Source organism: Dokdonella sp., from assembly GCF_049593775.1.
Taxonomy (GTDB): Bacteria; Pseudomonadota; Gammaproteobacteria; order Xanthomonadales; family Rhodanobacteraceae; genus Dokdonella.
Map to the genome: position 1 here is coordinate 1 of NZ_JBAWHJ010000279.1, position 21,458 is coordinate 21,458.

Consider the following 21,458-nt stretch of genomic DNA (forward strand, 5'->3'; position numbering starts at 1 on the left):
GCAAGATGGCGTGGACGTCGAACCTTCAATTCGTCTCAACAACGTTGGGGGTCGCTTGCGCTCACCGCCAACCTACATGGCAGCCGCACAGCTTCTCGCTTTCGTAAGTAGGGCTGAGCGAATGCGATACCCAACAGCAAGATAGCCTGGACGTCGAACCTTCAATTCGTCTCAACAACGTTGGGGTTCGCTTGCGCTCACCGCCAACCTACATGGCAGCCGCACAGCTTCTCGCTTTCGCAGGTTGGGCTGAGCCAATGCGATGCTCAATAGCCGGACCGACTCGACTTGAAATCCTGCCAACGCCCATCGGTTTCAGGTTTTTTGGGTCAGCGACTTCCGCAGCACTTCGAAGCGCAGGTCGTCGCGACGTGGAATGCCGAAGCGCTCGTCACCATAGGGGAACGGCTTGTATTCGCCAGTGCGCTGGTAGCCTCTGCGTTCGTACCAGGCAATCAGTTCGTTGCGGATGTCGATCACGGTCATGCGTACTTCGTTGCAATGCCACTCATCGGCAGCAATGCGCTCGGCTTCCGCCAGCAGTAGGTTGCCAGTACCGCTGCCCTGCCCATCAGGCCTGACGGAAAACATGCCGAAATAGGCAGTGCCGCCCTGGTCCTGCAATTCGCAGCACGCCAGCAAAAGCGAACCACGCTCAAGCAGGACCACCCGCGCATCGGAACGCCCTATCAACTCCTCGAGCAATTGACGATCAATTCGCTGGCCATCGAGGAAGTCGGCTTCCGTAGTCCAGCCCTTGCGACTGGCCTCGCCACGATAGGCGGATTCGACAAGAGGAATGATCGCATCGACATCCTCCAGGGTCGCTGCCCGAAAATTCAGTTCAGTCATTGCAGGTCTCAGGCAAGAAGTTTGCGGACACGTTCAAGCGCCGCCAGGAATGCATCGATTTCCTCGTGCGTATTGTAGAACGCAAGCGACGCTCGCAAGGTCGCCGCAACACCGTAAAACTGCATCAGCGGATGCGCGCAGTGATGGCCGGAACGTACCGCCACACCTTCGTGATCGAGCAGCGTGGCCAGATCGTGCGCATGCGCTCCTTCGATCAGGAACGAAATTACCGGCACCTTCTCGACAGCCTCGCCGATGATGCGCAAGCCCGGCACGTTCGACATGGACTCGGTCGCGTGTGAAAGCAGGGCTTGCTCATGCCCCGCAAGCTTCTCCAAACCAATGCCATTGACGTAGTCCAGCGCAGCACCCAGCCCGACAAATCCGGCGATATTTGGCGTCCCCGCTTCGAACTTGTGCGGAATGTCGGCAAACGTCGTGCCTTCAAATTTAACTTCGCGAATCATCTCGCCACCACCAAAAAACGGTGGCATGGCGTTGAGGTGTTCCCGCTTGGCCCAAAGCATGCCGGTACCTGTCGGGCCGAAAAGCTTGTGCCCGGTCAGCGCGTAGAAATCGCAACCCAGGGCGCGAACGTCGATGCGCAGGTGCGGCGCAGCTTGTGAACCATCAACCAGCAGTGGAATGCCTCGCTTGCGACACTCACGCGACAACGCCGAAATCGGATTGATCGTACCGAGAACATTCGATACGTGCGTGACCGCAGCAAGCTTTACGTCAGGCGTCAGCAGCTCGACAAAGGGGTCAACAATCAGCTCGCCAGCTTCATTGATTGGCGCAACCTTGAGGGTTGCTCCGCTGCGTTCGCAAACGAGCTGCCAGGGAACGATATTGGCGTGATGCTCCATTTGCGTGACGAGGATCGTGTCACCAGGCTGCAGCCTGGGCAGCGCGTAGCTGTAGGCGACCAGATTGATGGCCTGCGTCGTACCGGACGTGAAAATGACTTCATCGCGCGAAGGCGCATTGATGAATCTGGCCAGCTTGTCCCTGGTCGCCTCGTAGGCGCTGGTCGCTTCTTCGCCCAGCGCATGTACGGCGCGTGCAACGTTGGCATTCGTGTGTCGATAGAATCTATCGACAGAGTCGATCACGGCTGCCGGCTTTTGCGAAGTATTGGCGCTGTCCAGGTAAATCAGTGGCTTGCCATGGACGGTCCGCGCAAGCAGAGGGAAATCGCCTCTGATACGCTCGACGTCGAAAGCATCCTGGTCGCCCTTGCTGGATGGCGAAGAGGCATTCATTCAATGCTCCCTGCATCTGTCGAACCATCCGACATGATTGGCAGGCGATCCAGCAACAGGGTATCAATGTGTTCGCGCAACACTTCATTCTCGATGGAATCAAACGCAACGCGGCAAAACGCGAGAGTCAGCATCGAGCGCGCTTCATCCACGGATAGTCCGCGTGTGCGCAAGTAGAACAAGGCACTCTCGTCGAGCTGGCCCACGGTTGCGCCATGGGCCGCCTTGACCTCATCGGCATGGATTTCGAGGACAGGCTGGGTATCGATCTCGGCCTGCTCCGAAAGCAGGAGGTTCTTGTTGCTGAGCTGGGCATCGCTGCCATCGGCACCGGACTCAACCGTGATCGCGCCATGGAATACCCCGCGCGATCGCTGGTCGGCAACTCCGCGCCAGACAATGTCGCAGGCGGTATCGCGGGCGATGTGACGAACATCCAGTCGTGTGTCCGAATGCTGGCGATTGCGCAGGGCGAACACGCCGCGTGATGTGAAACGCGAGCGATCTCCTTCGAGACGAACCACGAGATCATGTCGCATCCACTGTGCACCAGCCTCGATCGATCGCAATTCGAAATGCCCTTCGACACCCAGGTCTGCCTCTGTGCGGCGTACCAGGCTCGATGACTCCGCCGAATGCTGAATCTGCAGCATATCCAGTCGCGCGTGCGCAGCTATGGAAATCTGGGTGAGCTGGTTGCCGAAGTGTCGCTGCCCGTCTTCTCCAATGTGGTGCTCGATCAAGGTCAGCTTCGCCCTTTCGCCAATCTCGACGATGCCGCGAAGCTGCCATGCAAGTTCACTCGTGGCTTCAGCGCCAACCATGACCAGATGCACGACTGGATCTATCCGCTTGCCCGCGGCAACACGGATCACCGGGCCATCAAATGCGAGCGCCGTGTTGAGCCGTGCGAATACATCGGAACCGTCATCGTAGGAACGCGCCAGATAAGGCTGGAGGGAATCCGGCTCGGATTCCAGCAGGCTGGAAAGCGCTTGCATGCGAAGCCCGTCTATTGCCGGGATGTTCGACAGATCCTCACGAAAGGCACCGTTGACAAACACAAGGCGCGGGCCATCGATGCCTGGAAGGTCCAGCAGGGTCGGGGCAATCGCACGCGCTTTTGCATCGTCATCGCCGCGCTGGTATCGACGCTGAGCGAGGGCGCGCAAGCTGGAGTACTTCCAGGCTTCGCTGCGTGGACCGGGCATGCCGTCGCGCGCGAGCTGCTGTATTGCGTGCTCGCGCACGTCTGCCAGCCAGGCGGACTGCCCACCGGCGGCGGCTGCGCCGTCGGCGAGCAGCGGTTCGAGGAAGCCAGCAGTCATCAGGCCGCTCCGGCCAGCTTGCGCTCGGCGATCCACGAGTAGCCATGCTCTTCGAGCTTCAACGCCAGGGACTTGTCGCCACTTTCAACGATTCGGCCATCCGCGAGCACGTGGACGTAATCGGGAATGATGTAGTCGAGCAAACGCTGATAGTGGGTGATGACCACGAAAGCACGCTGCGGATCACGCATCGCATTGACCCCGTCAGCGACCATCTTCAACGCATCGATATCGAGGCCGGAATCGGTCTCGTCGAGGATCGCCAGCTTTGGCTCGAGCAGGGCCATCTGGAATATCTCGTTGCGCTTCTTTTCTCCGCCGGAGAAACCTTCATTGACGGCGCGATGCAGCAATTCATCCTTCAGGTGCAGCACGGCCAGCTTCTCGCGAACAAGCTTGAGAAACTGCATGGAATCGAACTCGGGCTCGCCACGACGATTGCGCTGCGCATTGAATGCGGCGCGCAGGAAATAGGTGTTGTTTACACCAGGTATTTCGACCGGATACTGGAATGCCAGGAACACGCCTTCGGCAGCGCGCTCCTCCGGCTCCAACGCGAGCAGGTCCTTTCCGTTGTAGGTGATCGAACCCTCGGTTACCTCATAGCCCTCGCGCCCGGCAAGCACATTGCCGAGCGTCGACTTTCCAGCGCCGTTCGGACCCATGATGGCGTGCACTTCGCCGGCTTTCACCTCAAGGTCCAGGCCGGTAAGGATATCCTTGCCCGCGATGCGGACATGCAGATTGCTGATCTTCAACATTTCGTGTTTTCCGTTGATCGAACCCGGCTTCTATCCGGGATGATTGCATTGCCACTGAAAGACCACTTCGCCCTTGGCGTTGCGTTCACCGCGCCGCCAACCCTTGCGCTGGTAGAACACATCCGCACGACTACGATCAGCCGTGCTCAGTTCGATGATTGCCACGCCCTGGTCATTCATCCATTCAACCGCCAGCTCCAGCAGTCGCGAACCAATACCTTGTCCCTCGAACCGGGGATCAACGAACAGTGCCCAGATGTCTGCGTGCCTGACGCGACCGGTTGAGAAGCCGAGGATCCGGCCATCCAGTTCGCAGACCCAGCTGCAGGCATTTCCTGAACCTGCCAACGCATCCATCCACATCTGTCGCGTCAACCATCCCGGGTCGGACAAACGGTTTTCCACTACGGCAAGCCTGACTTCGGTCATGCCGGGAATATCGTGTTCTTCAGCGAGTCGAAATCGCATTGTCTTTTTGATGTTCATCATTCACCACCAGCCGAAGCTGCTGCGCCCGGGGCAATCAATCGACATAGGCGCGCAAGTCTTCAGGGACCGGCATTGGCCGAAACGGATTGACGTTGGCGCCACCGGTATTTCCCAGCGGTACCCAGATTCTTGACTTGGTCAGTGCCGCAAGCATCCTCACAACCTGTCCGAAGACTTCCCGGATGTTCCGACGCCGCAGTCCAAAACGGAACATGCGCCAGTGCGTGAGCGTGTGTGCAATGGTGTAGCGCTGGCCAAGAATATGCGCGCGCTCGAGGTGAGCGAACTCCGATTGCGCATCTCCACGGGACCGGGCAAGTGTCGCCGCAACCAGCTCACGTGAATACGCCTCCTTCTGTCCGGACTTCCAGCTCATCCGACGGCTCCCTCCAGGGATACTTCAAGCAACTTCTTGGCCTCGACCGCAAATTCCATCGGCAGCTCGCGGAACACCTGCTTGCAGAAACCATCCACGATCAGCGAGACGGCGTCTTCCTCGGCAATGCCGCGCGAGCGGCAATAAAACATCTGGTCATCGGAAATTTTCGAAGTGGTCGCTTCGTGCTCGACGATCGCACTCGGATTCCTCACTTCGATATACGGAAACGTGTGCGCACCGCACTGCTTGCCGATCAGCAACGAATCGCACTGGGTGTAGTTTCGCGCACCCGCTGCACCCTTCTCGATCTTGACCAGGCCCCGGTAGCTGTTCTGGCCGCGGCCCGCGCTGATGCCCTTGGCGATGATCTTCGACTTGGTATTGCGCCCGATGTGGATCATCTTGGTGCCGGTGTCGGCCTGTTGATGATGGTGTGTAAGCGCGACAGAGTAGAACTCGCCTACCGAATCATCCCCGCGCAGCACGCAACTCGGATATTTCCAGGTAATCGCCGAGCCGGTTTCGACCTGGGTCCACGAGATCTTCGAGCGTGCGCCACGGCAATCGCCACGCTTGGTGACGAAATTGTAGATGCCGCCCACACCGTTCTCGTCACCGGGATACCAGTTCTGCACGGTCGAGTACTTGATGCTGGCATCGTCCAGCGCGACCAGTTCAACGACGGCGGCGTGCAACTGGTTCTCGTCACGCATCGGTGCCGTGCAGCCTTCCAGATACGACACGCTGGCACCTTCCTCGGCAATGATCAGGGTGCGTTCGAACTGGCCGGTGTTGATCGCGTTGATGCGAAAATAGGTACTCAGTTCCATCGGGCAACGAACGCCTTTCGGAATGAAAACGAAGCTGCCGTCGGAGAACACGGCCGAGTTGAGAGCTGCGAAGTAGTTGTCGCCGGTTGGTACTACCGAACCCAGGTAGGCCTGAACCAGGTCCGGATGTTCCTTCAGCGCTTCGGACATCGAGCAAAAGATCACGCCTGCCTGGGCCAGCTCCTTGCGGAAGGTCGTACCGACGGAAACCGAATCGAATACGGCATCGACAGCGACGCCTGCGAGGCGTGCCCGCTCGTGCAGCGGCACCCCGAGCTTCTCGTATGTTTCCAGCAGCTTCGGATCAACGTCTGCCAGCGACTTGGGGCCTTCTTTCGGCGCGGCAAAATAGCTGATCGCCTGAAAATCGATCGCTTCGATTCGCAGCTTCGCCCACTCGGGCGGAATCATGGTCAGCCAGTGCCGATAAGCCTTGAGGCGCCATTCCGTCATCCAGGCAGGTTCACCTTTCCGATTCGAAATCCAGCGCACCACGTCCTCGTTGAGGCCGGGCGGCAAGCTGTCGGTCTCGATATCGGTGACGAACCCGGCCTCATAACGACGATTCATCGCCTCGACGATCTGTTCGTTGCCGCTAACCGAGATGGGTTCCGCGATTTGAGTTTCGGTTGTCATGGGTATTCGCTGGTTCCTGAAGCGTGTAGCTGTACGAATCGTTCTGGCATCTGGCCGGGCTCGGCGTTCGCCGCGCCCTGGCCGGCTATGCAATGGCCACGTTGACCGGTATTCCGATCGGTCGCCTTGAAGGCACCGATATCATGTCGGCCAGGGTTACCCCTTCCAGCGCGACACGGATTGCCTGGCTGATGCGTTGCCAGTTGACGCGGACTCCGCAATGCGGCTCGTGATGGCAGGAGCCGGAATGCGCACAGCATTCGGTCATGCCGATCGGCCCTTCCATCGCGGTGACGATATCGGCAACGCTGATGGACCGCGGAACGCGAGCCAGTCGATATCCACCGTTGACGCCGCGCTTGGACTCGACGAGCCCGGCATGTGCCAGTTGCTTGAGGAGCTTGCTGACCGTGGGCACTTCCAGATGGGCGCGCTCGGCCAATTGCTGGGCGCTGAGAATTTCATCGCTTTCGGACAAGGCAAGGCACGTCATGACGACGGTCGCGTAGTCGGTAAGTTTGCTGACACGAAGCATGGCGACTCCATTTAGGACCGAAATTGTACTATTTAGATCGAAGGCTTACAAATCAAGCCCCGATCAAGGCTCTCGCTGCCCCGGCAACCAGCCGGCAGCGCGCGCTTCCGGCTAGACTGTCGGCATGGCTTCCAGGCAGTACATCCCTTGAATACGACCCCTGATCGCGCCGTCGAACTGCGTCAATTCGTCAAATCCCGGCTTGGCCGGCAAGACCTTCATGTCGAACGCGCGTCGGCAGACGCGAGTTTCCGAAGCTACTGGCGCGTTTCGGCCCAATCCGAGGCCCCCGGTCGCCCCGCAACCTGGGTGGTCATGGACGCGCCGCCGGACAAGGAGGATCTCGCGCCGTGGCTCGATATCGGCACTCGACTTCGGGACGCCGGCCTGCATGCACCCGAGGTATTTGCTGTCGACGCGGGTCAGGGATTCATCCTCATGGAGGATCTTGGCGCACGCACCTACCTGCCCGAGCTGAACAACCAGAGCGCCGATGCTCTCTATGCCGACGCACTCGATGCACTTTCCCGCATGCAGCGTGAAGTGAAAGTCGACGGTCTTCCGCACTACGACCGTCAGCGCCTGATCGACGAGATGCAGTTGCTGCCGACGTGGTTCCTGGATCGTCACCTCGGATACCAGACGACTGCAGCAGACGCGAACATCATCGAAGCTGCATTTTCCTTCCTGGCCGAATCTGCCGAAGAGCAACCCAGCGCTTTCGTGCACCGCGACTATCACAGCCGCAACCTGTTGCTGATGTCACGCACGGAGTCGGACGGCGGGTCACCATTGCTCGAAAATCCGGCCATAGTCGATTTTCAGGATGCCGTGATCGGTCCGATTACCTACGACCTCGTTTCGCTGTTGCGCGACTGCTACATCGAATGGGACCACGAGCACGTAAACGGCTGGGTCGAAAGCTATCGCATGCGCCTGCTATCCAGCCACCAGATCGGACCGGAGATCGACACCACGCGCTTCATGCGCTGGTTCGACCTGATCGGCCTGCAACGCCATATCAAGGTACTCGGTATCTTCTGCCGGCTCTGGTATCGGGATGGCAAGAACCAGTATCTCGACGACTTGCCCCTGGTCTGGCGTTACACGACTGAAGTCGCAGGCCGCTATCCGGAGCTGACCGACTTCCTCGAGCTGCTGGAACGCGCCATGGGCGATCGCAATATCCGCGCCGTTCGCGAAACGCCTGCAACATGAGTTTCCGCCGCGCCATGATATTCGCTGCCGGGCGTGGCGAACGCATGCGCCCATTGACGGACGCCACGCCAAAACCACTGCTCAGGGTTGGCGGCAAGATGCTGATCGAATGGCATCTGGAATCGCTGGCCAGGATCGGGGTCAGCGACGTGGTCATCAATACCTCGCATCTGGCCAGCCAATTTCCCCAGGCTTTGGGAGATGGCAGTCGCTGGGGCCTGCAAATCCATTTTGCAGAGGAAGGTCCTATCCCGCTGGAAACAGGTGGCGGCATGCTCAATGCACTGCCGATCCTTGGCGAAGGACCCTTCGTGGTGGTAAACGGCGACGTCTGGAGTAACTACGATTTCGCCCGCCTGCCGACGAAACTGGCCGGACAGGCTCATCTGCTGCTTGTGGACAATCCGGAACAGCATCCACGCGGAGATTTCCATCTCGCATCATCCGGGCTGGTCGAGGCAACCGGATCACCACTTCTCACCTACTCGGGCATCGGTCTCTACCGCGCTTCGCTGTTCGCACACTGGCAGGACGATCTCGACAAGGCCGGTCACGCCCCCATCGACAACTCCCCTCCGCGATTCGCACTGGCGCATCTGTTGCGCGCAGCAATGGGCCGTGGCGAAGTCAGTGGCGAGCACCATAGCGGTCACTGGACAGATGTCGGGACCCCTGGTCGCCTCGCCGAGCTCGATGATCGCTTGAGCGGGCGCACGGCCGCCCCGGATCCGAACTCCTGAGGGCGCCGCGGACAAGCCTCCGTATGCAAAGACGAACTTCCATGTTCGACATTGGCTGAAGGCCGAGTCGCTACCAGATGGTTACTCGATCTTCAGGGGCGACATAAAGCGCATCGCCTTCCTTGATGCCGAAAGCGTCATACCAGGCGTCAACATTGCGAACAATGCCGTTGACCCGGTATTTCGGCGGTGAATGCGGATCGGATTTCAATCGCTGCAAAGTCGCTTCGTCACGCGATTTTGATCGCCAGGCTTGCGCGTAGGCGAGGAAGAAACGCTGCTCGCCGGTCAGTCCATCGATGACTGGCGCCTCCTTGCCCTCAAGCGAGAGCTTGTATGCGTACAGGGCAACGTCAACGCCACCCAGATCGCCAATGTTCTCACCCATGGTAAAGCTGCCATCGACGAAGGTTCCGGGCACCGCTTCATAGCTGCCGAACTGCTCGCCCAGCGATTTCGTGCGTTGCTCGAACGCCGAACGATCGGCATCCGTCCACCAGTTGCGCTGCACGCCCCTGGCGTCGGACTTCGATCCCTGGTCATCGAAGCCATGTCCCATCTCATGCCCGATGATTGCGCCGATGGCGCCGTAGTTGACCGCCGGGTCGGCATTCGGATCGAAATACGGCGCCTCGAGAATGGCCGCCGGAAATACGATCTCGTTGAAGCTTGGGTTGTAATAGGCATTGACGGTCTGCGGCATCATGAACCACTCATCCTTGTCGGTTTCACGCTGCAACCTGGCCGCGTCATAGTCTACAAAGAACTTCGTGATCCGACGGGAATTGCCGAACAGGTCGGCCCTGTCGATGGTGATGCCCTCGATATCCAGCCACTGGTCCGGGTAACCGATTTTCGGGCGAAAACTTGCCAGCTTCGCCTGCGCTTCAACCTTGGTGTCTTCACCCATCCAGTCGAGTTCTGCAATTCGCTCGCCATAGGCCTTGCGCAGATATTCAACCAGAGTTTCCATCTGCTGCTTGGAGCTCTCCGGGAAGTGCCGCTTTACGTAGATTTGACCCAGCGCCTCACCCAGCCCCTGTTTCGCGCCGACGAGCGATACACCACGCTTCCAGCGATCCAGTTGGGATTCACTGCCCTGCATCACCGTGCCCTGGAACTTGAAGTTGGCGTCATCAATCTCCGCGGAGAGGAAATCGGCATTGTTCGAGATCAGGTGATAGCTCAGATACGCTTTCCAGGTTTCCAGCGGCTCGCTGCCGAGCAGTTCAATCAGTGGCTGGATGGTATCCGGATGACTGACATTGATCTCCTCGAGACCGTTGATTCCGCCTGAGGCCAGGTAAAGGTCCCAGTCAAACCCCGGGTAGTCCGTCTTCAGTATGGCGACGCTGGTCGGATTGAAGGTCTTGTCCCTGTCCCTGCGATCCGCACGGGCCCACTGCAGCCTGGCAACACGGGTTTCCAATTCCATGATTGCGATGGCCTTTGCATCAGCATCGTCGATACCGGCAAGCGTCAGCATTTCCGCCATGTGTGCGACATAGGCCGCGCGAAGTTTCCCGAACTGCTCGGTGTCTTCAAGATAGTAGTCGCGGTCGGGCAAGCCCAGGCCACCGAGCTCGATATTCAGGTTGTACTTGTCGGGGTCAGCCGGGTCGATTCCCAGGCTTGCATCAATCACGCGGGCACCACCCACATAACCTGCCCGGCCAAACTCTTCCGTCAGCCCGGCCATATCCGCGATGGCGGCGATGCGATCCAGGTCGCCCTGAAGGGGTGCAACACCGAGGCTGTTGACGGTTTCCGTATCCATCCAGCTGGCGTAGTAGTCGCCCACTTTCTGCTCGGGAGTTCCCTCTGCCCCACCCTGGCTGCCCAGCTCTTCAATGATAGCCTTGACTCGCTCCTGTGCGCGCTCGTGGACTTCAACACCCACGCCATAGCTGCTTCTGTCAGGCGGGATATCGTGAGCGTCCAGCCAATTGCCATTGGCGCTGAGAAAAAAGTCATCACCCGGTGCAATGCCTTCGTTGCGTCCTGACAAGTCGACGCCCCAATTGCCGATGGCCGCTTGTGCGGTTTCGGCTACAGCAGAACTGGTTTCACCTTCCTGCACTGCGGCAGCTTGTTCGCTGGCTTGCTGGCTGTTTCCGCAACCAGCAAGCAGCAGGACCGCCGTCAACATGGACGACCTGATAGTCACTTTTGGCATTTCGTTTGTCCTCGATTTTCGCTGCTGATGCACTAATCCCTGAATCTCACACACGCAACTGCAACAGCAAGCGGATACACCCTGATTGGATAACCGCGCAGTCTGGGCAGCCGGGTCGGGCACGTCAAATGCCGCCCATTCGGCGCATCAATGACGGAACGAACTGGCATGCCTTGAATCAGTGAATGGTCAATCCTGTTTTCCAACGAATTCAGACATGACTGGAAAGCCCGCTCATCTCGGGCCTGACCCGCGGGCACGCAAGTTCAATCCGAGAGACTGCGCAAGAAGGGCACGGTTACGCGCCTCTGCGCTGCAAGCGTCGCGCGATCGATACGATCCAGCTGTGCAACCAGGGATCCCATGTCGCGCACTTTCCGCGTGAACAGCCAGTCGAGCACGGCATCATCGAATTCAAGGCCGCGCACGCTGGCAAGATCGCGCACGATCTGACGTCGCGTTGCCTCATCGAGTGGACGCAAAACGATTTGCGTACACGCCGATAGCCGGGATACCAGGTCGGGCAATTCCAGGCCGAGGGCGCCTGCCTGATCGTTGGCAGCAAAAACAAGGATTGCTCCATCGGCACGACAGCGGTTGTGAAGATCGAAAAGCGCATGCTCGGCGTCATGCTCACCGGCTATCTGCTGAACATTGTCGATGGCCAGGAGCTCACTCCCGCCGAACCGGCGAATCGATTCGGAACGCTGCGCTGCAAATGCAGCGAGATCCATATATTGGGCGCTGCGACTCTGGGCAGAAGCCTGCGCGCACGCAGCAATCAGCAGATGGGTCTTGCCGCTACCGGTCGGACCTGCGAGAAAGACGCTTGATGGCTCTCCGGTATTCGATGCGTTGCAGAGGATATTCACGCCGGCGACATTCGGACCGGCGACAAAGCTCTCGAACCGCTGATGGGCAGGCCATCGAAGCGCCAACGGAATTTGCACGTTCATTTGTCGCCAACGATTTCCGACTTTTCCACTGCACCTGCCGGTTTGTCGCCTCCGATCGGTTCAGCCAGTGGTGCCGCTTCTGCGGGTTCGCCATCAGGCAGCGCGCCAGACACCAGAATCGGCGACTCCGAGTCCTTGTACATCTCGCTTTGCGTGTACCGCTCGTACGCGTAGCGAAGCAGGACCATGATCACTGCCGCCAACGGCAAGGCCAGCAGCACGCCCACGAAACCAAACATTTCGCCACCGGCAAGAATTGCGAACATGACTGCAACCGGGTGCATTCCGATCTTGTCGCCAACCAGCTTCGGCACCAGCACATAGCCTTCGAGCATCTGCCCGACTCCGAACACGGCCAGCACGAGAACGACGTGCAACATGTCCTGGTACTGCACCAGTGCTGCCACCACGCCCATGCCGACACCGACAATGGCACCCATGTAGGGCACGAAGCTGATCAGGCCGGCGATCATTCCAATCAATGGTCCGACACTGATACCGACGGCCGACAAGCCCACCGCGTAGATCGTGCCGAGAATGATCATCACGCTGAGCTGGCCGCGCAGGAAGCCTCCCAGGGTGTCGTCCGATTCGTGTGCGAGGCGAGCCACCACCGGTTCGATCGAACGCGGCACGAGTGCGTGAATACGCTCGACAACGACATTCCAGTCGCGCAACAGATAGAACGCTGCGACCGGAATGATGACAAGGTTGACGATCCATCCAACGATGGCAAACCCGGACTTGGAGACCTTGGCCAAGACCGCGGTGGCAAATCCTCCCGCTTCCTTCCAGTGGCCACGCAACATACTGATCAGGCCTTCGCTGTCGAAGGACTCGAGGCTGATTCCAAAATGCGATTCGATCCAGGGGGAGGCAACGTTGCGCCCCCACGCCGCCCATCGGGGCAATTGATCTATGAAGTTGGACACCTGCCGCTCCATGAATGGAATCAGCACGAGCACGATGCCAACCAGCGCTAGCGTCAGGATCAGGAAGACCAGACTGGTCCCCAGGCTACGGCCGACGCCCTTGCCCTGCAGCTTCTGCACCAGGGGGTTGAACAGGTAGGCGAACAGCGCCGCAATCACGAACGGCACCAGGGCCGGCCCCATCAGGTACAGAACCCAACCAACAAATGCGACCAGAATCAACCACTTGAGTCGAATATCTAGCGTGCCGCTCGGCATCGGGGGAATCTTATCGGGATTTGCGCTCATGCAGAGTTCTCCTGGCGCGGAGCGACCAGACCAGCACATAGTGTAGACCGCTGATCAGGGTCAGCGCTGCGCTGAGCAGAAGCAGGAGCTGCCGGCCGGGGATATCCGGGAGCCAGGCCAGGCGCAACAATTCCTCAAGCACGAACAGGATCTGCACCACCGTGGTCAGCTTCGAAAGCTTGCTGGGTTGCGCATCAAACGCACCAATCAGGTTGTGATAGGCAACCGCCCCGCAAACGATAAGCACGTCGCGACCAATCACCAGGGCGAAAAACCAGACCGGGATCGCGCCGATCATGGTCAATGCGGAGAATCCCGCGAGCAACAGCAGCTTGTCGGCGAGCGGATCGAGCAGGCCTCCCAGCCGGCTTTGCCAGCCAAAGTGCTTGGCCAGGAATCCGTCGACCGCATCACTGATTCCCGCAACAGCCGCCAGCAACAGGGCAAGCTTGAATTCAGAATTCAGGATCAGCCAGTAGACCGGCCAGACCAGCAGAACGCGCAGCCCCGTGATCAGATTGGGCAGGTGGCGCAGCATCGGCGATCAGGGATTCAGGACCAGCGTGGCATCGATCCCTTCGAGCGGCGGGCTGGCGTTGTTGACCCTCAGCACACCTTCGCCATCGACAATATCGAGCCAGCGCTGCAATCCTCCGCTTAGGGTCAGGCGCACCAGCAGCCCGTCTCCGCGCGCCTCGACCGGCCACGATTGGCGCACCAGAGACTGTTTGGAGAGATAGCCGAGCCCTCGCGCATAGTCATCCGCGGAATGAATTCCGCTGATCCAGATCTGCTGCTCGGTTGGCGTGGTATCGATGGCAGTTGCAGCACTGGCTGAACCGAGACCGAGGCCAGCGAGCATGCGGTCGACGGCATTGCTGTCGAATTCCGCGACCAGGATCAGGCGTGGCGATGCGGTGTCCGCGGGATCTGCGGATGCCGGACCGCGCTGGTAGCGATACTGGAGGACGTACTTGCCGGCCTCGGCCACGGCCGCCGCCACATTGCCATTGGCGAGGATGCCGGGATCGCCACTGATCCGGATCACGACTTCGGCCAGTGCCGTTTTCAGGGCCTCGCTGCGTTCGGCTTCCGACTGGCTGACGACAGGCGCCTCGCCTGAATAGGTCGCCGGGGCCGCGATCAGTGCCGTGCTTCCGGCCGACAGCAGAAGGATCGACAAGGCCAGGCCGGCCACCCAGCGACCGCTGCGTCGCGTCAACCGGGACGGATTATTGGCTGCGGCGGCCGCCTGGGCCGTAGCAGCGGAACGCGCGGCATCCCGCGATTGCTGGCCGGCACGCGCCGATCCACCAAAGTCAGTAGCACTCATCAGGAACCCCAGACACGACGACAATGGCTGCAAGTCTGCCCGAAGGGTCCTTACCTAGTCCATCCAGACTGATATGATGCGCGGCCCCGCGTACCCGGCTTTTCAGCATGTCGAACGATAACGAGGCCCTTACCTACCGATCCGCTGGTGTCGATATCGACGCTGGCAACGCAGTCGTCGACCGCATCAAGCCCTTGGTCGCCAGAACCTTCCGCAAGGAAGTGATGACAGGACTGGGAGGATTTGGCGGATTGTTCGAACTGGGGGGACGCTATCGCGAACCTGTGCTGGTTTCCGGCACCGATGGCGTAGGCACCAAGCTCAAGCTGGCCCAGAACCTCAATCGCCACGACACGATCGGCATCGATCTGGTCGGAATGTGCGTCAACGATGTCCTGGTCCAGGGCGCCGAGCCGCTGTTCTTCCTCGACTATTTCGCGACGGGAAAACTTGATGTCGACACCACGGTTGCCGTGGTCGGCGGCATCGCCACGGGCTGCGAACTGGCAGGGTGTGCGTTGATCGGCGGTGAGACTGCGGAAATGCCCAGCATGTATCCGCCGGGAGAATATGATCTGGCCGGCTTTTGCGTCGGCGCAGTCGAGAAACTCGCGCTTATCGACGGCAGCCGGATCCAGTCGGGTGACGCCATCATCGGCATCGCGGCTTCCGGAGCTCATTCCAACGGCTATTCGCTGATCCGGCGTATTGTCGAACGCGCAGGCAGTCCGTTTGACCTCGACTTGGGCGGCACCACGTTGGCGGATGCGCTGATGGCGCCGACCGCGATCTACGTAAAGCCGATCCTCAAGCTCATGCAGCAGTTGACGATCAACGGCATGGCCCACATCACCGGCGGCGGACTGCGCGAAAATATCGTGCGCGTCGTACCCGAAGGCCTGGGTGTCGACATCGACAGCAGCGCATGGAAGGCGCCTGCCGTCTTCGACTGGTTGCAGCGCGAAGGCAATGTCGCCCGCGAGGAAATGTGGCGCACGTTCAACTGCGGAATTGGCTATACGCTGATTGTCTCGCGCGAACATGCAGGCTCCACGCTGGATGCGCTGGAAACACTGGGCCTGCAAGCCTGGACGATTGGCGAAATCGTGCCCGCACAGGGCGATGATCGCGTCCACATTCGCTAGCCGATGAACAAGCCGATACGGGTCGTGGTGCTGGCCTCGGGTCGAGGCAGCAACCTGCAAGCGCTTGTATCAGCGCAGCAGGACGGTCGGCTACCGATCCGGATCGTCGGAGTCCTCTCCGACAAGCCGGCAGCAAAAGCGCTAGAGCTTGCCGCCGACGCGGGCATTGCGGCGATCGCGGTCGATCCCCGCCAGTCCGCCAGTCGCCTCGACTACGACCGCGATCTGTTTGCGCAGGTTGGAGCGCTTGAGCCTGATCTCGTCGTGCTGGCGGGTTTCATGCGCATCCTCGATCCGCTGGCCATTGCACCGTGGCTTGGACGCGTCATCAATATCCACCCCTCCCTGCTACCTCGCCACACCGGCTTGCATACGCACCGGCGCGCCCTGGAGGCGGGTGATTCGGAACACGGAGCCAGCGTTCATTTCGTCACGGCGGAACTGGATGGTGGTCCGCTGATCGCACAGGTCAGGATGGAAATTCGTGAAGGCGACACGCCCCCTGACCTGGCCGACCGGCTGCTGCCGCTCGAGCATCGCCTGCTCGCAAGCAGTGTCGGGATGATTGCCAGCGGTCGTGTCAGCTGGTCATCCGGAGTAGTCTGCCTGGATGGCTCTGCGCTGGGGTCGCCCTTGCAGCTTCAGGATGACGACAGCCTGGTCCGGTCATCGGACTGAAGGCAGGCTCCGTTCATGCGTACTGATCCAGAATGCCGTTCGATCCGATGAGGCAACTTCCTTGAAAAATTTTCGCGCCCTGCTCCTGCTTGCACTGCTGCCTTGTACGGTCGCATTTGCCAATTCCCCGATCGCTGCGTTCAAGGCGGAATATGTCGCCCTGCGCAACAACAAGGAAGTCGCCCGCACCACGATCCAGTTGAGCGAAAATCCCGACTCAACCTGGACCTTGCGAACCAGCACGGTTGGAACCTCCGCATTGGCGAAAATGGCCGGACTGGATGTCGCTGAAGAATCCGTCGTCCGCTGGGTCGATGGCCGACCCGAGACACTCAGCTACGATTTCAGGCAGGACATTGCGTTCAAGAATCGAGCTCGCCACGGCGAGTTCGACTGGGATGCGCGACAAGTACACATGGTCGACGGCAAGAGCGACGTCCGCTACGGCCTGGTTCCCTACACGATAGACCGCCACGCACTGACGCTCGCACTCGCTTCGGACCTGTCGAGAAACTCGGATCGTTTCGAGTACAAGGTCGCACACAAAAGCGCCATCGAGGATGTGAACTACACCGAATGCGGCCAGTCCAGCATGAGCGTTCCGGCGGGCACGTTCACTACACGCTGCCTTGAGCGCGTGCGCGAGAATCGAACTTCAAAAAGCTGGTTTGATCAGGCCAACGGCTGGATACCGGTGCAGATCGAGCATGTCGAAAGCAAGGACAAGAACAAGGCCGAGGTCATCACCCTCAAGCTGGCTTCGATAGAACGGCGCCAGGTGCCGGGATGAGCAGCCATCCGGCTACTAGAAGCCGGGATTCGCAACAGGATAGGCGCTGCCGGAATGTCGTTGGTGCGCGGAAACGCCGCCGCTCTTCCGAATTGCCACTCCCTGCTCACCCCTCCCGCTTCAAGAAGGCAGGCGCCTGATTCGAGCACCCAGCGATCCGAGTTTTTCCTCTATGTTTTCGTAGCCGCGGTCGATGTGGTAGATCCGGTCGATGGTCGTGTCGCCAGTCGCGACCAATCCCGCAAGCACCAGTGAGGCCGAGGCGCGCAGGTCGGTCGCCATCATCTGGGCGCCGGTCATTTCCTTCACACCCTTGATGATTGCCGTATTGCTTTCGAGCTGGATGTCAGCACCCAGGCGCTGCAATTCCAGCGCATGCATGAAACGGTTCTCGAAAACGGTTTCGGTGATGACGCCGACACCTTCGGCGACGCAATTGAGTGCAGTGAACTGGGCCTGCATGTCGGTCGGGAAGGCCGGATACGGTGCAGTCGTGATGTTGACGGCCTTGGCCCGCTTGCCACGCATGTCGAGCTCGATCCAGTCTTCACCGGTGTTGATGTGCGCACCGGCATCCTCGAGTTTCGAGAGCACCGAATCCAGCGTCTTCGGACGTGCGCGCTTGGCCCTGATCTTGCCGCCGGTGATCGCAGCGGCAACAAGGAAGGTGCCGGTCTCGATGCGATCGGGCAAAACCTCGTAGTCGGTTCCGCCAAGACGTTCGACACCATCGATGACGATCGAGTTGGTGCCGGCACCACTGATTTTCGCGCCCATGCTGTTCAGGCAGTTGGCCAGGTCCACGACTTCGGGCTCCTGCGCGGCGTTTTCGATGACCGTCGTTCCCTTGGCCAGCACCGCGGCCATCATCAGGTTTTCGGTTCCGGTGACGGTGACGAGGTCGAGCACGATATGCGCGCCCTTGAGGCGCTTGGCCCGGGCCTTGATGTAGCCATTTTCGACCCGGACATCGGCACCCAGTGCCTGCAAACCCTGGATGTGCAGATTGACCGGGCGCGAACCAATGGCACAGCCACCCGGCAGCGACACTTCGGCTTCGCCGAACCGGGCGACCAGCGGGCCGAGCACGAGGATCGAGGCTCGCATGGTCTTGACCAGGTCGTAGGGTGCGAAGAACCGATCGGTCGTGCGCGGATCGACATGGATCTTCATGCGCTCATCGACGACAAGCTGCACGCCCATCTGGCCCAGCAACTCCATGGTCGTCGTCACATCGTGAAGATGCGGCACGTTGGCAATGCTGACCGGTTCGTCGGCCAGCAGGCAGGCGGCAAGGATCGGCAGGACCGCATTCTTGGCGCCCGAGATCTGGACGTCACCGTGAAGCGGCTCACCGCCGTTGATTACAATTTTGGCCATTGCCCGCGTATTTCCTGATTCAAAGGTACTGAGATGATGCTGCCCCGAACCGCGGGGAATAGGCGTACGGCCGGCACCGGCTTGGCCGGGTCGGCGACTCGACAGTCAGGCTCCGGTCGCCTCTTCCGGGGTCAGTGTACGAAGCGATAGTGCATGTATGGCATTCCCCATGTGCCCACCCAACGTAGCGTAAACCATGCGGTGGCGTGCCAGCGGCAATTTCCCTGCGAAAGTGGAACTGACCACCCTCGCCTCGAAATGTACGCCGTCCGGCCCTTCAACGGTGATTTCCGCGTCGGGAATTCCTGTCTGGATGAGATCGTGGATGGTGCGGGTGTCCATGAAATGGCGAGATCCTGACGTTGTTGCGACGGAAGGCCCGTCCGGTACGTCTTGAGCGCCGGAAGGGGGTAACGGATACAATAGGGAAAGCGAATGGTACTCAAAATAGAGCTCCACCGAAAACCAGCGCCTGCATTACCGGATATTTCGTTGCTGAACCCGAACCTGATGAATGCCCAACTGAACCCCTCAATCTACTCCCTGACCTCGCCTGAGCTCGACGAATCAACCATTCGAAAGAGCGCGCTGACCGTCATCGCCACCGAGGCGCGGGCGATCGAGGCCCTGCAGGCTCGCGTCAACGGCAATTTCCTGAAAGCCTGCCAGCTCATGTTCCAGTGCCAGGGTCGGGTCGTGGTCATCGGCATCGGCAAGTCGGGCCATATCGCACGCAAGATTGCCGCAACCCTCGCTTCCACGGGTACACCGGCCTTTTTCGTACATCCGGCCGAGGCCAGTCATGGCGATCTCGGCATGATTACCCAGAAGGATGTCGTCCTGGCGCTTAGCAATTCGGGGGAAACCGATGAATTGCTGACCATCCTGCCGCTGATCAAGCGTCAGAATGTGCCCCTGATCGCACTCACCGGCAATGAGTTTTCTTCGCTGGCCAAGCTGGCCGACGTCCATCTCGATGTCTCCGTATCCGAGGAGGCCTGTCCGCTCGGCCTGGCACCCACGGCCAGCACCACGGCCGCCCTGGTCATGGGTGACGCACTCGCCATCGCCCTGCTTGAAGCGCGCGGTTTCACTTCCGAGGATTTCGCGCGCTCGCATCCTGCGGGCACCCTGGGACGGCGCCTGCTTGTACGCATCAGCGACATCATGCATTCCGGCAAGCAGGTTCCGATCGTCGACCAGAATGCCTCGCTGACCACGGCGCTGGTCGAAATGACCAGAACCGGCCTCGGCATGACCGCCGTCACCAACGAGATTGGTGAATTGCTTGGCGTGTTTACCGATGGCGATCTTCGCCGCGCCGTTGACGACGACAACATCGACCTTCGTGACACACCCGTCGTGCGGCTGATGACCTCCAACCCGAAGACCATTACCGCCGACAAACTCGCGGTGGAAGCCGCCCAGGTCATGGAGGCATACAAGATCCATGCGCTGCTGGTCGTCAGCGACGACAATCAGGTCGTCGGTGCGCTGAACATTCACGACCTGTTGAGGGCGAGAGTGGTTTGATCTTGCGGGAATCGGGAATGGGCCATGGGCAAATCAATAGCGTTGAATTGCCTGGCTCCGGCTCCTGACCATTCCCAGTTTCCCATTCCCTGCTCCCGGCTCTGAATTCATGCCCTACACCGACATTCCCACCGACATCCGCGAACGTGCCGCCCGCGTCAAGCTGGCGGTGTTCGACGTTGATGGCGTACTGACCGACGGGCACCTCTGGTATTCCGAAGACGGGCATGAGCTGAAGGCGTTCCATGTCCATGACGGTCTCGGCCTGAAGCGCTTGCTGGCCAATGGTGTTGAGGTCGCAATCATCACCGCCCGGATTTCCCATCTGGTCGCGCAGCGCATGGCCGATCTCGGCGTGGCCCACGTCTATCAGGGTCAGGAAGACAAGCGCGCCTGCTTCGAGCAATTGCTGAATGCGCTGCAGTTGCAGCCGAGCCAGTGCTCCTACACGGGAGATGATCTTCCCGACCTGGGCGTAATGAGCCAGGTGGGGCTCGCCATTGCCGTGGCAAATGCGCACCCCTGGGTGAGTGACAAGGCCCACTGGTGCACGCACCGGCCAGGTGGATCGGGTGCCGTGCGTGAAGTCTGCGACCTGCTGATCCACGCGCAGGGCAAGGCTGACGCGGAACTGGCCTTGCATCTTGCCGGACACTGATCCGATGTCCGGAAACCGTCCCGGGCCATCGGCTGCCGCAGGTCATGGATCATGGTGATCGACCGGCGATTCGTCATCCTCGTCGTTCTGCTTGCAGTGCTCGCTGCAGGCAGCCAGATCCTTGTCTGGCTGGCTCGACCACCGCCGATGGAGCCAACATTCAGCGGCCCGCCCCGATCGAGTTACACCCTGGACAATTTTTCGCTCAACGCCCTTGATGCCGACGGAAAGCTCAGTTTCACGATCAGTGGACCCCGCCTGACCCGGCGCAGTGAAGATGGCTCGATCTTCGTATCCACGCCGGACTACGTCATGGTCGACAAGGATGGCAATCCCTGGATTGGCACCTCGGATGCCGCCTGGGTCAACCAGGATGGATCACTGATGGAGCTCGAGGGCAATGTGGTGATGCAGCGGGTGACATCCGAGACGGTAAAGCCGGCAACCCTGCGCACCTCCGACTTGACCGCCATGCCAAAGGCCAAGAAGCTCGAGACCGCGGCGTCGGCGCAGATTACCCAACCCGGCTCTATACTGCGAGGCACAGGCCTGCGCG

Annotated in this window: 23 protein-coding genes; 8 read left to right on the forward strand and 15 right to left on the reverse strand. The window is 60.0% G+C overall.

The window, feature by feature from the left end:
- Window positions 1-315 precede the first annotated feature (315 nt).
- From WBP53_RS09860 to WBP53_RS09895, 8 genes are all read right to left on the reverse strand, one after another.
- Window positions 316-852 (reverse strand): GNAT family N-acetyltransferase, encoded by a 537-nt coding sequence (locus tag WBP53_RS09860; RefSeq protein ID WP_423928417.1) that lies wholly within the window; start codon window positions 850-852, stop codon window positions 316-318.
- A gap of 8 nt (window positions 853-860) precedes the next feature.
- Window positions 861-2,117, reverse strand: coding sequence for a cysteine desulfurase (locus WBP53_RS09865; RefSeq protein ID WP_423928419.1), 1,257 nt, complete (start codon window positions 2,115-2,117; stop codon window positions 861-863).
- Window positions 2,114-3,445, reverse strand: coding sequence for a Fe-S cluster assembly protein SufD (gene sufD, locus WBP53_RS09870; RefSeq protein ID WP_423928421.1), 1,332 nt, complete (start codon window positions 3,443-3,445; stop codon window positions 2,114-2,116). Before sufD ends, WBP53_RS09865 begins: the two co-directional genes overlap by 4 nt.
- Window positions 3,445-4,206: a Fe-S cluster assembly ATPase SufC gene (sufC, locus tag WBP53_RS09875; RefSeq protein ID WP_423928423.1), complete on the reverse strand. Its 762-nt coding sequence runs from the start codon at window positions 4,204-4,206 to the stop codon at window positions 3,445-3,447. The genes sufD and sufC overlap by 1 nt, the downstream gene beginning before the upstream one ends.
- 30 nt (window positions 4,207-4,236) lie before the next feature.
- Window positions 4,237-4,674 carry an N-acetyltransferase family protein gene (locus tag WBP53_RS09880; protein ID WP_423928425.1) on the reverse strand — a complete coding sequence of 146 codons (438 nt, stop codon included), beginning with the start codon at window positions 4,672-4,674 and terminating at the stop codon, window positions 4,237-4,239.
- A gap of 55 nt (window positions 4,675-4,729) precedes the next feature.
- Window positions 4,730-5,071: a DUF3703 domain-containing protein gene (locus WBP53_RS09885; RefSeq protein WP_423928427.1), complete on the reverse strand. Its 342-nt coding sequence runs from the start codon at window positions 5,069-5,071 to the stop codon at window positions 4,730-4,732.
- Complete coding sequence (gene sufB / locus WBP53_RS09890) at window positions 5,068-6,540, reverse strand: Fe-S cluster assembly protein SufB (RefSeq protein ID WP_423928429.1); 1,473 nt, start codon at window positions 6,538-6,540, stop codon at window positions 5,068-5,070. Before sufB ends, WBP53_RS09885 begins: the two co-directional genes overlap by 4 nt.
- An 85-nt stretch (window positions 6,541-6,625) precedes the next feature.
- Entirely contained in the window at window positions 6,626-7,075 is a 450-nt protein-coding gene (locus tag WBP53_RS09895; protein ID WP_423928431.1) for an SUF system Fe-S cluster assembly regulator, read from the reverse strand.
- Between the two features lie 147 nt (window positions 7,076-7,222).
- On the opposite strand from WBP53_RS09895, the gene WBP53_RS09900 reads away from it, so the two are divergent.
- A complete protein-coding gene (locus WBP53_RS09900; RefSeq protein ID WP_423928433.1) occupies window positions 7,223-8,293 on the forward strand; it encodes an aminoglycoside phosphotransferase family protein in 1,071 nt (356 codons plus the stop codon).
- A complete protein-coding gene (gene murU, locus WBP53_RS09905; RefSeq protein WP_423928435.1) occupies window positions 8,290-9,033 on the forward strand; it encodes an N-acetylmuramate alpha-1-phosphate uridylyltransferase MurU in 744 nt (247 codons plus the stop codon). Before WBP53_RS09900 ends, murU begins: the two co-directional genes overlap by 4 nt.
- A gap of 70 nt (window positions 9,034-9,103) precedes the next feature.
- On the opposite strand, the gene WBP53_RS09910 is transcribed toward murU, so the two are convergent.
- The 5 genes from WBP53_RS09910 to WBP53_RS09930 all read right to left on the reverse strand — a co-directional run bounded on the left by WBP53_RS09910 (window position 9,104) and on the right by WBP53_RS09930 (window position 14,718).
- Complete coding sequence (locus WBP53_RS09910; RefSeq protein ID WP_423928437.1) at window positions 9,104-11,182, reverse strand: M13 family metallopeptidase; 2,079 nt, start codon at window positions 11,180-11,182, stop codon at window positions 9,104-9,106.
- 293 nt (window positions 11,183-11,475) lie between these two features.
- The gene (gene hda, locus WBP53_RS09915) at window positions 11,476-12,165 is read right to left on the reverse strand and encodes a DnaA regulatory inactivator Hda (RefSeq protein ID WP_423928439.1); all 690 of its coding nucleotides are present in this window, start codon (window positions 12,163-12,165) and stop codon (window positions 11,476-11,478) included.
- Window positions 12,162-13,385: an AI-2E family transporter gene (locus WBP53_RS09920; RefSeq protein WP_423928441.1), complete on the reverse strand. Its 1,224-nt coding sequence runs from the start codon at window positions 13,383-13,385 to the stop codon at window positions 12,162-12,164. The genes hda and WBP53_RS09920 overlap by 4 nt, the downstream gene beginning before the upstream one ends.
- Window positions 13,366-13,923, reverse strand: coding sequence for a CDP-alcohol phosphatidyltransferase family protein (locus tag WBP53_RS09925; protein ID WP_423928443.1), 558 nt, complete (start codon window positions 13,921-13,923; stop codon window positions 13,366-13,368). The genes WBP53_RS09920 and WBP53_RS09925 overlap by 20 nt, the downstream gene beginning before the upstream one ends.
- 6 nt (window positions 13,924-13,929) lie before the next feature.
- Window positions 13,930-14,718 (reverse strand): DUF2066 domain-containing protein, encoded by a 789-nt coding sequence (locus WBP53_RS09930; protein ID WP_423928445.1) that lies wholly within the window; start codon window positions 14,716-14,718, stop codon window positions 13,930-13,932.
- 107 nt (window positions 14,719-14,825) lie between these two features.
- Between WBP53_RS09930 and purM the strand changes: the two genes are divergently transcribed.
- The 3 genes from purM (at window position 14,826) to WBP53_RS09945 (ending at window position 17,331) form a co-directional block, all read left to right on the forward strand.
- Window positions 14,826-15,863, forward strand: coding sequence for a phosphoribosylformylglycinamidine cyclo-ligase (purM, locus tag WBP53_RS09935; protein ID WP_423928447.1), 1,038 nt, complete (start codon window positions 14,826-14,828; stop codon window positions 15,861-15,863).
- Between the two features lie 3 nt (window positions 15,864-15,866).
- Window positions 15,867-16,541 carry a phosphoribosylglycinamide formyltransferase gene (gene purN, locus WBP53_RS09940; RefSeq protein WP_423928449.1) on the forward strand — a complete coding sequence of 225 codons (675 nt, stop codon included), beginning with the start codon at window positions 15,867-15,869 and terminating at the stop codon, window positions 16,539-16,541.
- 61 nt (window positions 16,542-16,602) lie between these two features.
- Window positions 16,603-17,331: a DUF3108 domain-containing protein gene (locus WBP53_RS09945; RefSeq protein WP_423928451.1), complete on the forward strand. Its 729-nt coding sequence runs from the start codon at window positions 16,603-16,605 to the stop codon at window positions 17,329-17,331.
- 120 nt (window positions 17,332-17,451) lie between these two features.
- Here the strand turns inward: WBP53_RS09945 and murA are convergent, their stop codons facing one another.
- Complete coding sequence (murA, locus tag WBP53_RS09950) at window positions 17,452-18,711, reverse strand: UDP-N-acetylglucosamine 1-carboxyvinyltransferase (RefSeq protein ID WP_423928453.1); 1,260 nt, start codon at window positions 18,709-18,711, stop codon at window positions 17,452-17,454.
- 105 nt (window positions 18,712-18,816) lie between these two features.
- Window positions 18,817-19,053, reverse strand: a complete 237-nt coding sequence (locus WBP53_RS09955; RefSeq protein WP_423928455.1) for a BolA family protein — start codon at window positions 19,051-19,053, stop codon at window positions 18,817-18,819.
- Between the two features lie 168 nt (window positions 19,054-19,221).
- On the opposite strand from WBP53_RS09955, the gene WBP53_RS09960 reads away from it, so the two are divergent.
- The 3 genes from WBP53_RS09960 to lptC all read left to right on the forward strand — a co-directional run.
- Window positions 19,222-20,244, forward strand: coding sequence for a KpsF/GutQ family sugar-phosphate isomerase (locus tag WBP53_RS09960; protein ID WP_423928457.1), 1,023 nt, complete (start codon window positions 19,222-19,224; stop codon window positions 20,242-20,244).
- Between the two features lie 109 nt (window positions 20,245-20,353).
- Window positions 20,354-20,902, forward strand: a complete 549-nt coding sequence (kdsC, locus tag WBP53_RS09965; RefSeq protein ID WP_423928459.1) for a 3-deoxy-manno-octulosonate-8-phosphatase KdsC — start codon at window positions 20,354-20,356, stop codon at window positions 20,900-20,902.
- A gap of 51 nt (window positions 20,903-20,953) precedes the next feature.
- On the forward strand, window positions 20,954-21,458 hold a 505-nt coding region (gene lptC, locus WBP53_RS09970), incomplete at its 3' end, for an LPS export ABC transporter periplasmic protein LptC (protein WP_423928461.1).